Source organism: Achromobacter veterisilvae (genome assembly GCF_900496975.1).
Lineage (GTDB): Bacteria > Pseudomonadota > Gammaproteobacteria > Burkholderiales > Burkholderiaceae_B > Achromobacter > Achromobacter veterisilvae.
In genome coordinates this window covers 24,664-37,595 of sequence record NZ_UFQC01000006.1, presented here as the reverse complement: position 1 = coordinate 37,595, position 12,932 = coordinate 24,664, and the positions used below count along the sequence as shown (strand labels likewise).

General features: G+C 68.1%; 10 protein-coding genes and 2 riboswitches. Of the genes, 9 read left to right on the top strand and 1 reads right to left on the bottom strand.

Annotated elements, in window-relative coordinates; genetic code table 11:
• Window positions 1-131 precede the first annotated feature (131 nt).
• Complete coding sequence (locus AVE30378_RS06805; RefSeq protein WP_129240021.1) at window positions 132-1,376, top strand: GGDEF domain-containing protein; 1,245 nt, start codon at window positions 132-134, stop codon at window positions 1,374-1,376.
• Between the two features lie 9 nt (window positions 1,377-1,385).
• On the opposite strand, the gene AVE30378_RS06800 is transcribed toward AVE30378_RS06805, so the two are convergent.
• Window positions 1,386-1,904 (bottom strand): GNAT family N-acetyltransferase, encoded by a 519-nt coding sequence (locus tag AVE30378_RS06800; RefSeq protein ID WP_129240020.1) that lies wholly within the window; start codon window positions 1,902-1,904, stop codon window positions 1,386-1,388.
• Between the two features lie 116 nt (window positions 1,905-2,020).
• On the opposite strand from AVE30378_RS06800, the gene AVE30378_RS06795 reads away from it, so the two are divergent.
• The 8 genes from AVE30378_RS06795 to gcvP all read left to right on the top strand — a co-directional run bounded on the left by AVE30378_RS06795 (window position 2,021) and on the right by gcvP (window position 12,877).
• On the top strand, window positions 2,021-2,473 hold the full coding sequence (locus tag AVE30378_RS06795; RefSeq protein WP_129240019.1) for a hypothetical protein: 453 nt from the start codon (window positions 2,021-2,023) through the stop codon (window positions 2,471-2,473).
• Between the two features lie 230 nt (window positions 2,474-2,703).
• Window positions 2,704-4,965, top strand: coding sequence for an arginine/lysine/ornithine decarboxylase (locus tag AVE30378_RS06790; protein ID WP_129240018.1), 2,262 nt, complete (start codon window positions 2,704-2,706; stop codon window positions 4,963-4,965).
• Between the two features lie 17 nt (window positions 4,966-4,982).
• Complete coding sequence (locus AVE30378_RS06785; protein WP_129240017.1) at window positions 4,983-6,185, top strand: BaiN/RdsA family NAD(P)/FAD-dependent oxidoreductase; 1,203 nt, start codon at window positions 4,983-4,985, stop codon at window positions 6,183-6,185.
• 143 nt (window positions 6,186-6,328) lie between these two features.
• Window positions 6,329-6,943, top strand: a complete 615-nt coding sequence (locus AVE30378_RS06780; protein WP_129240016.1) for a superoxide dismutase — start codon at window positions 6,329-6,331, stop codon at window positions 6,941-6,943.
• A 30-nt stretch (window positions 6,944-6,973) separates the two neighbouring features.
• Window positions 6,974-7,867 carry a ZIP family metal transporter gene (locus AVE30378_RS06775; RefSeq protein ID WP_129240015.1) on the top strand — a complete coding sequence of 298 codons (894 nt, stop codon included), beginning with the start codon at window positions 6,974-6,976 and terminating at the stop codon, window positions 7,865-7,867.
• 116 nt (window positions 7,868-7,983) lie between these two features.
• Window positions 7,984-8,079, top strand: a riboswitch (glycine riboswitch).
• Between the two features lie 34 nt (window positions 8,080-8,113).
• A riboswitch (glycine riboswitch) is annotated at window positions 8,114-8,237 on the top strand.
• A gap of 86 nt (window positions 8,238-8,323) precedes the next feature.
• Window positions 8,324-9,424 (top strand): glycine cleavage system aminomethyltransferase GcvT, encoded by a 1,101-nt coding sequence (gcvT, locus tag AVE30378_RS06770; protein WP_129240014.1) that lies wholly within the window; start codon window positions 8,324-8,326, stop codon window positions 9,422-9,424.
• Window positions 9,425-9,525: 101 nt separating this feature from the next.
• Window positions 9,526-9,903 carry a glycine cleavage system protein GcvH gene (gene gcvH, locus AVE30378_RS06765; RefSeq protein WP_129240013.1) on the top strand — a complete coding sequence of 126 codons (378 nt, stop codon included), beginning with the start codon at window positions 9,526-9,528 and terminating at the stop codon, window positions 9,901-9,903.
• Between the two features lie 100 nt (window positions 9,904-10,003).
• Window positions 10,004-12,877: an aminomethyl-transferring glycine dehydrogenase gene (gene gcvP / locus AVE30378_RS06760; protein WP_129240012.1), complete on the top strand. Its 2,874-nt coding sequence runs from the start codon at window positions 10,004-10,006 to the stop codon at window positions 12,875-12,877.
• Window positions 12,878-12,932: the final 55 nt, after the last annotated feature.

The following is a 12,932-nucleotide window of genomic DNA, read 5'->3' as shown; positions in this document are numbered from 1 at the left end:
CATAGCACGGGAGCGGGCCCCGGTGTGGACCCCCGATTGCTAAAGAACCCTCCGCCGCGTCCGTAAAGGACTCTAGATGTGTTTGCCGATTTGGCGCCGTCATTTCCGCAAGCGTGAGCAAAGCCCCATCCGTGCGTTACCCCCATATCCCCTGGCTGCCCCTGTTGTTCTATCCCGCGCTGCCGGTGGCCGCGGCGGGAGGGCTGCTGCTGTGGCGGGAGTGGCCGCCGGCGCTGACGCTGATCGTGCCGTTCATGCCCTGGGCCATGGCCTTGATCTGCGCGGCGACCTGCTTCATGTACCAGCGTTCGCAGACGCTGGCGCTGACGCTCTGCGTGCTGGCCGCCACGGCGTCCTGGCCGGCGCTGGCGCGGGATGCGCCCTGGGCGCTGGGCCCCGCCATGGCATGGTGGTCGCTGGCCTACGCGATCAATGCCCTGTGGTCCGAGCGTTCCAGCATGCTGCGGGACACGGCGGCGCGCGTGGGCATGATGGCGCTGGGCGCGGCGGCGATCGCGCTGGCGGGCAAGGACGGCGTGGCCGATGCGCTCGGCGTGCTGTCCGTGCAAGGCAAGCTCGCCCACCTGAACGTGCCGATCGAAGGGCTGATCGCGCTGCTGGCCACCGGCCTGGCGCTGACGCTGCTGTTTCTGCGCTATGGCCGTCCGCAGCAGGCCGGGCAATGGCTGGGCTTCGTGTGCCTGGCCTGGGCCCTGCCGCGCGGGGCGCAGCATCCCGTCGAACTGGCGCTGATGTCCGCCGCCGCGCTGACGGCGCTGTGCGTCTCGCTGGCGCACGAAGGCTTCCACATGGCGTTCCTCGACGAGCTGACCGGCCTGCCCGGCAGGCGCGCCCTGAACGAGCGGCTGCAGCGCATGGGCGGGCGCGTCTATGCATTGGCGATGGCGGACGTGGACCACTTCAAGGCGTTCAACGACACCCACGGCCACGACGTCGGCGACCAGGTCCTGCGCATGGTGGCGGCCCAGTTGCGGCGGGTGCCGGGCGGCGGGCATGCCTACCGCTTCGGCGGCGAAGAGTTCACGCTGGTGTTTCCGGGCAAGACCGCGGCGGAATGCAAGCCGCACCTCGAAAGCGTCAGGCGTTCCATCGAGGCCTACCAGATGCGCCTGCGCGACAAGCCGGCGCGTCCCAAGGCCGATCAGCTCGGCATGCGCCGGCGCGGCGGGCGCGACGGGCGCAACGCGCGCCCGCTGCGGGTGACCGTCAGCATGGGCGTCGCCGAACGCAGCGACGCATTGCGCGGGCCGGAAGCGGTGATCAAGGCGGCCGACCAGGCGCTCTACCGGGCCAAGGACGGCGGCCGCAACCAGGTGTGCGTGTACGGCGCGCGGCGGCGGGCCGGCGCGGCGTGAGCGGCCCGGCTATTTGCCCGACAGCGCCAGCGCCATCAGCGTTTCGTCGTGGAAGCAGCCGTTCACGCACAGCGCTTCGCGCTCGCGTCCGTATTCGGCGAAGCCCAGGCTGAGGTACAGGGCGGCGGCCGCGGCATTGTTCGAGGTCACGCTCAACTGCACGTGGCGGATGCCGCGCATGGCCCCGGCATGGTCGATGGCCGCCCGCATCAGCAGCTTGGCCAGGCCCCGGCCGCGCTGGGCGGGCGCGACGTACATGCTCCAGACGTGCGCCTTGTGCCGCATCTTCAGCTTGCGCTGCCGGGCCACGCCGACCATGCCTGCCAGCGCCTCGTCCTGGAAGACGCCGAACATCGCGCCATCGTCGGCCGGCGCGATCCAGCCGCGGATGTCCTCCAATGTCAGGGTATGTTCCTCTTCGTAACTCGATCCGAACGACTCGGGGGTTTCGACCAGCGCGTCCAGGCGTAGCTGGCGCAGGGCCGCGGCGTCAGCGGGGACGAGGCGTTGGACCAGGGGGGAGGGCATGGGAGGCAAGTGTTGGGAATAGGGAACGTTCGAGGGCGGTTTGGGCAGTATATAGGGGCGGCTTGCCTATAATGGAGGTTCCAATGCCGCTTGCGGTTTTCACAAAGGAGCCACTGATGTTCGGTTTCCTCAAGATAAACCAGGACGCCAAGCGCGACGAAGTCCAGGAAGAGTTCGTGGCGCGCGTGGCGGATGCCGCGCAGGACTTTGTCCACGTGGCCGGCCAGACCGGCGCCGTGCTGGACTACTCGCCGTCCAGCGTCCATGCGCTGGATGAAGCGCTGGAGGCCGCCCACCTCGGGACCCTGCCCCTGACCCCCATGCAGACCGTCGGCGCCGCCGCCTACCTCTACGAGGTCGGACGCCGCGCGCATGGCGGCCTGTACGAAGTGTGCGACGACGAGGATCCGGTGGTGCTGGTCTGCGGCCAACCGGGAACCGAGGTCTGCTTCGGCGCGATCGCCAAGGTCGAACGCCGGATCCGCTATGGGGCCGCCGAGGCCATTCCGCCTTATTTCGAGCAGTTCATGGCGGCCCTGCAGGCGGGCGAGGCACGGACCATCCGCTAGGGCCGGCGCCCGTTTCCGGCCCGGAATTCCGCGCTTTTGGCGCGCTGACAACGCTCGCGCATCCCTTCTGGGGATTTCCCGTAGGACTGTAAGAAAAACAGCCCTACAATTCGGCCATTCCCGCCTCCCCGGCGGGTGCTCGCGCCGTCTGTCATCAGGCGGATTTTTACTAGCTGTACACTCGCGCCGCGATACGCGTCCGATTTCGCCTTGCCCCCAGGAGCGCCCGCATGAAATTCCGCTTCCCCATTTTCATCATCGACGAGGACTACCGTTCCGAGAACGCGTCCGGTTTGGGCATCCGAGCCCTTTCTGCCGCGATCGAGGCCGAGGGCGTCGAGGTGATCGGGGTGACCAGTTACGGCGACCTGAGTTCGTTTGCCCAGCAGCAAAGCCGCGCGAGCGCCTTCATCCTGTCGATCGACGATGAAGAGTTCGACGTGGACTCGCCCGAGGACGTGGCCGGCGCGATCAAGAACCTGCGCGCCTTCATCGGCGAACTGCGCTTCCGCAACGCCGACATTCCCATCTACCTGTATGGCGAGACGCGCACTTCGGAACACATCCCGAACGACATCCTGCGCGAACTGCACGGCTTCATCCACATGTTCGAGGACACGCCCGAATTCGTGGCGCGCCACATCATCCGCGAAGCCCGCAGCTACGTCGACAGCCTGCCGCCGCCCTTCTTCCGCGAACTGGTCAAGTACGCGCAGGACGGTTCGTACTCGTGGCACTGCCCCGGGCACTCGGGCGGCGTGGCGTTCCTGAAGAGCCCCGTGGGCCGGATGTTCCACCAGTTCTTCGGCGAGAACATGCTGCGCGCCGACGTCTGCAACGCCGTCGACGAACTGGGCCAGTTGCTGGACCATACCGGCCCCGTGGCCGAATCCGAACTGAACGCGGCGCGCATCTTCCACGCCGACCACTGCTTCTTCGTGACGAACGGCACCTCCACCTCGAACAAGGTGGTGTGGCACGCCAACGTCGCGGCCGGCGACGTGGTCGTGGTGGACCGCAACTGCCACAAGTCCATCCTGCACGCCATCACGATGACGGGCGCGATCCCGGTGTTCCTGCGCCCCACGCGCAACCACCTGGGCATCATCGGCCCGATCCCGCTGGAAGAATTCCACCCGGACAACATCCGCAAGAAGATCGAGGCCAACCCCTTCGCGCGCGAAGCGGTGAACAAGAACCCGCGCATCCTGACGCTGACGCAGAGCACGTACGACGGCGTCATCTACAACGTCGAAATGATCAAGAAGCAGCTCGGCAGCTACGTCGATACGCTGCACTTCGACGAAGCCTGGCTGCCGCACGCGTCGTTCCACGAGTTCTACCAGGACATGCACGCCATCGGCCAGGACCGCCCGCGCAGCCAGGACGCCATGGTGTTCGCCACGCACTCCACGCACAAGCTGCTGGCCGGCATTTCGCAGGCCTCGCAGATCATCGTGCAGGAATCCGAGACCCGCAAGCTGGACCGCAACGTCTTCAACGAAGCCTACCTGATGCACACGTCCACCTCGCCCCAGTACGCGATCATCGCGTCCTGCGACGTGGCCGCCGCCATGATGGAGCCGCCGGGCGGCACCGCGCTGGTCGAGGAAAGCATCCGCGAAGCCCTGGACTTCCGCCGCGCCATGCGCAAGGTGGAATCGGAATTCGGCAAGAACGATTGGTGGTTCAAGGTCTGGGGCCCGAACCGCCTGGTGTCCGAAGGCATCGGCAACCGCGATGAATGGATCCTGGAATCCAACGACCACTGGCACGGCTTCGGCGAAATGGCCGAAGGCTTCAACATGCTGGACCCGATCAAGGCCACGGTCATCACCCCGGGGCTGGACATGTCGGGCAGCTTCGGCGAAACCGGCATTCCCGCCGCGCTGGTCTCCAAGTACCTGACCGAGCACGGCGTGGTGGTCGAGAAGACGGGCCTGTATTCCTTCTTCATCCTGTTCACCATCGGCATCACCAAGGGCCGCTGGAACACGCTCCTGACCGCCTTGCAGCAATTCAAGGACGACTACGACCGCAACCAGCCGCTGTGGCGCATCCTGCCGGAATTCTGCCGCGACCATCGCCGCTACGAGCGCATGGGCCTGCGCGACCTGTGCCAGCAGATCCACGAAGCCTACCGCGAGCGCGACGTGGCCCGCCTGACCACCGAGATGTACCTGAGCGACATGGTCCCGGCCCTGAAGCCGTCGGACGCGTTCGCCCGCATGGCGCACCGCGAGGTCGAGCGCGTCGACATCGACAAGCTGGAAGGCCGCGTCACCGGCGTGCTGCTGACCCCGTACCCGCCGGGCATCCCGCTGCTGATCCCGGGCGAGCGCTTCAACCGCACCATCGTCCAGTACCTGCAGTTCGCGCGCGAGTTCAACGAGCGCTTCCCGGGCTTCGAGACCTACATCCACGGCCTGGCCGACGAAGTGGGGCCGGACGGCGAAAAGCGCTACTACGTCGACTGCCTGATCGAAGACTGACGCGCTCCGGAGTCCCGATGTTCGATGTTGCCGTCCTCGGCGCCGGCGCCGCTGGCATGATGTGCGCCGCGGTTGCCGGCCAGCGCGGCCTGCGCGTGGTGCTGGTCGACCACGCCACCCGCCTGGCGGAGAAGATCCGCATTTCCGGCGGAGGCCGCTGCAACTTCACCAACATCGGGGCCGGGCCCGCCAACTTCCTGTCCGACAATCCGCATTTCTGCCGGTCGGCGCTGTCGGGCTACACGCCGCAGGATTTCCTGGCGCTGGTGAGGCGCCACCGCATCGGCTGGCACGAGAAGCACCGCGGCCAGTTGTTCTGCGACGATTCCAGCGAAGCCATCATCGACATGCTGCGCACGGAATGCGAAGCGGGCGGCGTGCAGTGGCGCATGGGCTGCCAGGTGGCCGAGGTGGCCCACGGCGAGGCCGGCTTCGAACTGCGCACCGGCCAGGGCCCGATCCGCGCGGCCAAGCTGGTGGTGGCCACCGGCGGCATGGCGATCCCGCAACTGGGCGCCACCGATTTCGGCCTGAAAATCGCGCGGCAGTTCGGCCTGAAGATCGTGGAGCCCCGGCCCGCGCTGGTGCCCCTGACCTTCGACCCCGCGCAGTGGCAGGCCTTGTCGGAACTGTCCGGCGTGGCGCTGGAGGTCGGCCTGCACACGGGGCAGGGCAAGGCCCGCGGCGAATTCCTCGAAGACCTGCTGTTCACGCACCGCGGCCTGTCGGGGCCGGCCATCCTGCAAATATCCAGCTTCTGGAAACCGGGCGAACCCATCGTGGTGGACCTGGCGCCGGGCCGCGACCTGGCCGAGGAACTGCTGGCGTCGAAGTCCGGCAACCGGCAGCAACTGCACACGGTGCTGAGCGGCCTCTGGCCCAAGCGGCTGGCCGACCGCTGGCTGCACCTGGCGGAGCAGAAGGGCAAGCCCGGGCTGGCGGCATTGCGCCTGGCCGACGCGCCGGACAAGACCCTGCGCGGACTGGCGCAGGACATCCACCAGTGGACGCTGGTGCCCAGCGGCACGGCCGGCTACAAAAAGGCCGAAGTGATGCGCGGCGGCGTGGACACGCGCGGCCTGGACCAGAAATCCATGCAGGCGAAGACCGCTCCGGGCCTTTACTTCATCGGCGAGGCCGTGGACGTCACCGGATGGCTGGGCGGCTACAACTTCCAGTGGGCCTGGGCCTCGGGCGTGGCTTGCGGCAAGTCGCTGTAGGCCGGCGGGGCCGATAGCGGCGGGCGCCCCGTGTGAAAGGAATTGCAGCATTGCCATTGTGGTATTAAATAAAAATAAATATCATTTATGTTTTCGATATTGATGCCGGCCCTCATTCGAGGGCGGATCCGACGGAGACATGCATGGCCTATACCCTTCCGACCCTGCCGTACGCCTACGACGCCCTGGAGCCTCACATCGACGCGATGACGATGGAGATCCACTACAGCAAGCACCACCAGACCTACGTCAACAGCCTGAACGCGGCGCTGGAGGGGGCGGGCATCGCCACCGACGAGCCCGTCGAGGCCCTGGTGTCCCGCCTGGACCAGTTGCCCGAGGCCGTGCGCGGCGCCGTGCGCAACCACGGCGGCGGCCACGCCAACCACAGCCTGTTCTGGTCGGTCATGTCCCCCGAGGGCGGCGGCGAACCCGACGGCGCCCTGGCGGCGGCCATCGAGTCCGACCTGGGCGGCCTGGCCGCCTTCAAGGACGCCTTCACCAAGGCCGCGCTGACCCGTTTCGGCAGCGGCTGGGCCTGGCTCTCGGTGACGCCGGCCGGCAAGCTGGCGGTGGAAAGCAGCGCCAACCAGGACAGCCCGCTGATGCTGGGCAATACGCCGATCCTGGGGCTGGACGTCTGGGAACATGCCTATTACCTGAAGTACCAGAATCGCCGGCCGGAATACATCGCCGCCTTCTACAATGTCGTGAATTGGCCGGAAGTGGCGCGCCGCTACGCCGCGGCGAAGCGCTGAGCGCGTCCCTGGCAAGGAGGGCAGCGGTATATGAATACCTTCAGCCGTCATCGCGTGCGGCCGGCGGCCACCAGCATCAGCGTCTGGACGCTGGCCGTGCTGGTGTCCTGCCTGGGGCTGCACCAGCTATGGGCGTACCTGGACGTGCGCGCGCCGCACGTCGCGGACGCCCTGCTGGGCGGGCTGGTCGCCGCGGGCGCGACCGCGCTGGGGACGGTGCCCATCCTTTTCGCGCGCACCATTCCCCAGAAAATGCAGGACAGCATGTTCGGCTTCGGCGCCGGCGTCATGCTGGCGGCCAGCGCCTTTTCGCTGGTGGCCCCGGGCATCGCCGCGGGCCGCGAGCTGGGCTACGGGCCGTGGGGGGCGGGCCTGACGGTGGGCGCCGCCGTGCTGCTGGGGGCGGCCGTCCTGCTGATCATGGACCGCACGCTGCCGCATGAGCATTTCATCAAGGGCCGGGAAGGGATCGAGGCGCACCGCCTGCGCCGCACCTGGCTGTTCGTGTTCGCCATCACCCTGCACAACCTGCCGGAAGGCCTGGCCATCGGCGTGGGCTACGCGGGCAACGATCCCGTGCGCGGCACCGCGCTGGCCACTGGCATCGCGATCCAGGACATCCCCGAGGGGCTGGTCGTGGCGGTGGCGCTGCTGGCCGCGGGCTACCAGCGCGCGTTCGCGGTGGCGCTGGGGATGCTGTCCGGGCTGGTCGAGCCGCTGGGCGCCGTGCTGGGCGCGGCCGTGGTCGGCTGGTCGGAACCGCTGCTGCCGTGGGGGCTGGGTTTCGCCGCGGGCGCGATGCTGTTCGTGATCAGCCACGAGATCATCCCGGAGTCGCACCGCAAGGGGCACGAGGTCTACGCCACTTGCGGGCTGATGCTGGGCTTCGTGCTGATGATGCTGCTGGACACCGCGCTGGGGTAGGGCGGGCCACCGGCGCGTAAGGGGGCGCGTAAGGGGTGTCAGACACCGGTCCTTTTATGTGCCGGACACCGGTCCTTTTCCGGGGCCTCTTTTCGATGTATGCTTTCAGCGCTGTCACGCATGTTGCGGGAGAGAGCGGCCTGTATGCCCGGCCGCCGCCGAAGGCGCAATTCGCCCGGAATCGCTCAGGTAACCCATACCGCCCATGCTTGCCCTGTCCCGATTTTTTACCGCGCGGACGCGGCAAAACAGTACTCTGGAGAGACCTGGCGCCGCCCCTGGAACAAGGGACATAGCGAGCAGCCCAGGCGCCGAAGGTGCAAACCCGCTTAGCGGGGCAACTCTCAGGCAAAAGGACAGAGGGGCGGAAGATTCAGCCGTTGTGCAGGCGCAGCCCGCCTGGTACCACCGGCATTCCGTAACCCTGGCAACAATGCCGTCCCGGAGTTCCCGCGCATGTCCGCACCCCTCAAACGCACCCCGCTGGCCGAAGAACACATCGCCTCTGGCGCCCGTATGGTCGACTTCGGCGGCTGGGACATGCCCCTGGCCTACGGCTCGCAACTGGAAGAGCACCACGCCGTGCGCCAGGACGCGGGCATGTTCGACGTGTCGCACATGCTGAACGTCGACGTGACGGGCCCGGACGCGTTCGCGTTCCTGCAGCGCCTGGTCGCCAACGACGTGGCCAAGCTGACCGTGCCCGGCAAGGCGCTCTATAGCTGCATGCTGAATCCGCAGGGCGGCGTGATCGACGACCTGATCATCTACTTCTTCGCCGCCGACGAATGGCGCGTGGTCGTCAATGCCGGCACCGCCGACAAGGACATCGCCTGGATGCTGCGCGTGAAGCAGGCCGGCGGTTTCGACGTCGTCATCGCGCCCCGCCGCGACCTGTCCATGGTGGCCGTGCAGGGCCCCAATGCCCGCGCCAAGGTCTGGGCCGCGCGCCCGGCATGGCAGGCCGCCACTGAATCGTTGACCCCCTTCGTGGCCGCCGTCGTCGGCGACGATACCCTGGTGGCCCGCACCGGCTACACCGGCGAGGACGGCTTCGAAATCGTGCTGCCCGCCACCGAGGCCGTGCAACTGTGGCGCGACCTGGCCGCCCAGGGCGTGCGTCCCTGCGGCCTGGGCGCGCGCGACACGCTGCGCCTGGAAGCCGGCATGAACCTCTACGGCCAGGACATGGACGAACTGGTCCAGCCCGGCCAGGCCGGCCTGACCTGGACCGTGTCCCTGAAGGACGCCGAGCGCCGCTTCATCGGCCGCGAAGCGCTGGAGCAGTTCGCCACGCCGGCCGCCTTCCTCGGCCTGAAGCTGCAGGAGCGCGGCGTCATGCGCGCGCACATGGCCGTGCGCACCAAGGAAGGCATGGGCGAACTCACCAGCGGCACCATGTCGCCCACGCTCGGCGTGTCCATCGGCTTTGCCCGCCTGCCGCAAGGCGTGCGTCCGGGCGACACGGCCGAGGTCGATATCCGCGGCAAATGGGTGCCCGCCCTGGTATGCAAATTGCCGTTCGTCCGCAACGGCAAAGAAGTCGAACACTCGTAAACTCGAAGCTTCGCGCGGGCGCCGGCCCCTATGGGGCGGCAGGGCCGCCCGCGCGAGGCGCGCAACACCATTCATCTACCCGCATTCCCTCAGGAGTTCCCATGAGTCTGCCCACCGATCGCAAGTACACCGAGTCCCATGAATGGGTCAAAGCCGAAGGCGACGTGTTCGTCGTCGGCATCACCGATACCGCCCAGGACCAGTTGGGCGACCTGGTTTTCGTCGGCGACGTGAAGGTCGGCGCCAAGCTGAACGCCGGCGAGACCGCCGGCGTGGTCGAGTCGGTCAAGGCCGCCTCCGACATCTACGCGCCGGTCGCCGGCGAGGTCGTCGCGTTCAACGAAGAACTGGAAAACAACCCCAACCTGATCAACGAATCGGCCTTCACCGCCTGGATCTTCAAGATCAAGCCGGTCAACGCGGCCGACGCCGACAAGCTGCTGGACGCCGCCGGCTACGAAGCCGTCGCCAACGGCTAAGCCGGTCGGGGAGGGCGCGCGGCCATAGCGGCCCGGCGCCCGCCCCGCCAGATGCAATACCGTCCGTCTCCCGACGGCACCGCCACCCCGAGATATCCCCATGTCGCGCGCCCTAGACACCCATACCGACTTCATCCCCCGCCACATCGGCCCCTCCGACGCCGACCAGGCCGCCATGCTCGCCGTCATCGGCAGCGCCAGCCTGGACGCCCTGATCGAGGAAGTCGTGCCGCCCAAGATCCGCAGCCAGGCTCCGCTGGCGCTGCCGCAATCGCGCAGCGAAACCGACGTGCTGGACGAACTGAAGCAGATCGCGGGCCGCAACCAGGTCTACCGCAGCTACATCGGCCAGGGGTACTACGGCACGCACACGCCCAACGTGGTGTTGCGCAACATCCTCGAGAATCCCGCCTGGTACACGGCCTACACGCCGTACCAGCCCGAGATCTCGCAGGGCCGCCTGGAGGCCCTGCTGAACTACCAGACCATGGTCGCCGACCTGACCGGGCTGGACATCTCCAACGCCTCGCTGCTGGACGAAGGCACCGCCGCGGCCGAAGCCATGACGCTGGCGCGCCGCAGCGCCAAGTCGAAGAGCCCGGTGTTCTTCGTCTCGCGCCACGTGCACCCCCAGACCCTCGAAGTCGTGCGCACGCGCGCCGAGGGCCTGGACATCGAGATCGCGGTGGGCGACGAGGCCGAAGGCCTGCCCGAGTGCTTCGGCGTGCTGCTCCAGTACCCGCACAGCACCGGCTCCGTGTCCGATTACCGCAAGCTGGCCGAGGCCGCGCACGCGCAGGGCGCGGTCGTGGCCGTCGCCACCGACCTGCTGGCGCTGGCCCTCCTGGCCGCCCCGGGCGAGTGGGGCGCGGACATCGCCATCGGTTCGGCCCAGCGCTTCGGCGTGCCGTTCGGCTTCGGCGGCCCGCACGCCGGCTTCATGGCCTGCAAGGACGCCTTCAAGCGCAACATGGCGGGCCGCCTGGTGGGCGTGTCCAAGGACGCGCAGGGCAACCCGGCGATGCGCCTGGCGCTGCAGACGCGCGAACAGCACATCCGCCGCGAGAAAGCCACTTCCAACATCTGCACCGCGCAGGTGCTGCTGGCCGTGATGGCCGGCATGTACGCCGTCTGGCACGGCCCGGCGGGCATCCGCCGCATCGCCCAGCGCGTGCAGCGCGGCACCGCCATCCTGCGCGCCGAGCTGATCAAGCTGGGCGTGAAGGTCGCCAACGACACCTTCTTCGACACGCTGCTGCTGGAAACCGGCGCGGCCACGCCGGCCATCCTGACGGCGGCCGACTGCGCCCGCATCAATCTGCGCCGCGTCGACGGCGCCCGCCTGGCGGTCTCGCTGGACGAGACCGTGACCGCCGCAGACCTGCAGGCCCTGGTCAACGTCTTCGCCGCCGGCCTGGAACGCGATGACGTCGAACTCGACCTCGACGCGCTGGACGCGGCCGCCGCTGGCGGTATCCCCGCCGGCGTGGCGCGCGAAAGCGCGATCCTGACGCATCCGGTGTTCTCCAGCGTGCAGTCCGAGACCGACATGCTGCGCTACCTGCGCAAGCTGGCCGACAAGGACCTGGCGCTGGACCGCACGATGATCCCGCTGGGTTCGTGCACCATGAAGCTGAACGCGACCGCCGAGATGATCCCCATCACCTGGCCCGAATTCGCGTTGATCCACCCGTTCGCGCCCGCCTCGCAAAGCCAGGGCTACGACGAGCTGATCGGCCGCCTGTCGGCCGCGCTGTGCGAAATCACCGGCTACGACAACATCAGCCTGCAGCCCAACTCGGGCGCGCAGGGCGAGTACGCCGGCCTGCTGGCGATCCGCGGCTACCACCAGGCCAACGGCCAGCACCAGCGCAACATCTGCCTTATCCCGTCGTCGGCGCACGGCACCAACCCCGCCTCGGCGCAACTGGCCGGCATGGACGTGGTGGTGGTGGCTTCCGACGCCAACGGCAACGTGGACCTGCCGGACCTGCGCGCCAAGATCGAACAGGTCGGCGACAAGCTGGCCGCCCTGATGATCACGTATCCCTCCACGCACGGCGTGTTCGAGGAAGCCGTGACCGAGATCTGCGATCTGGTTCACAAGGCCGGCGGCCAGGTCTACCTGGACGGCGCCAACATGAACGCCATGGTCGGCGTGGCGCAGCCGGGCAAGTTCGGTTCGGACGTCTCCCACCTGAACCTGCACAAGACCTTCTGCATCCCGCACGGCGGCGGCGGCCCCGGCGTGGGCCCCGTGGCGGTGCGCGCGCACCTGGCGCCCTACCTGCCGGGCGTGGTGAACGAGCAGGGCAAGCTGCCCGGCGACGCCAAGATCGGCCCGGTCTCGGCCGCGCCCTTCGGCTCCGCCGGCATCCTGCCGATCCCGTACGTATACATCGCCCTGATGGGCGCCGACGGCCTGCGCCGCGCGACCGAAGTGGCCATCCTGAACGCCAACTACGTCGCGACGCGCCTGCGCGACCACTATCCGGTGCTGTATGCCGGCCGTCACGGCCGCGTGGCGCACGAGTGCATCCTGGACGTGCGTCCGCTGAAGGAAACCAGCGGCATCAGCGCCGAGGACATCGCCAAGCGCCTGATGGACTACGGCTTCCACGCGCCCACCATGAGCTTCCCGGTGGCCGGCACGCTGATGGTCGAGCCGACCGAATCGGAAGGCGTCGCCGAACTGGACCGTTTCATCGACGCGATGATCTCGATCCGCGAGGAAATCGCCCAGATCGAGCGCGGCGAGCGCGATCGCGAGGACAACGTCCTCAAGAACGCACCGCACACCGCGCAGATGCTGCTGGCCGAAGAATGGTTGCACGACTATCCGCGCCAGCAGGCCGCCTATCCGGTCGAGTCCCTGCGCGACGCGAAGTATTGGCCGCCCGTCGCGCGCGTGGACAACGCCTACGGCGACCGCAATCTCGTGTGCGCCTGCCTGCCGGTCGAAGCGTACGCCTGAGCGCTGGACATCGGGCCCGGCGCAAGCCGGGGCCCAGCCAAAAAAAATCCCCCGT

Coding starts and splice junctions, on each gene's coding strand:
- gcvT (WP_129240014.1), top strand. CDS start 8,324: ATGTCCGCACCCCTCAAACGCACCCCGCTGGCCGAAGAACACATCGCC.
- AVE30378_RS06780 (WP_129240016.1), top strand. CDS start 6,329: ATGGCCTATACCCTTCCGACCCTGCCGTACGCCTACGACGCCCTGGAG.
- AVE30378_RS06795 (WP_129240019.1), top strand. CDS start 2,021: ATGTTCGGTTTCCTCAAGATAAACCAGGACGCCAAGCGCGACGAAGTC.
- AVE30378_RS06775 (WP_129240015.1), top strand. CDS start 6,974: ATGAATACCTTCAGCCGTCATCGCGTGCGGCCGGCGGCCACCAGCATC.
- AVE30378_RS06790 (WP_129240018.1), top strand. CDS start 2,704: ATGAAATTCCGCTTCCCCATTTTCATCATCGACGAGGACTACCGTTCC.
- AVE30378_RS06785 (WP_129240017.1), top strand. CDS start 4,983: ATGTTCGATGTTGCCGTCCTCGGCGCCGGCGCCGCTGGCATGATGTGC.
- gcvH (WP_129240013.1), top strand. CDS start 9,526: ATGAGTCTGCCCACCGATCGCAAGTACACCGAGTCCCATGAATGGGTC.
- gcvP (WP_129240012.1), top strand. CDS start 10,004: ATGTCGCGCGCCCTAGACACCCATACCGACTTCATCCCCCGCCACATC.
- AVE30378_RS06800 (WP_129240020.1), bottom strand. CDS start 1,904: ATGCCCTCCCCCCTGGTCCAACGCCTCGTCCCCGCTGACGCCGCGGCC.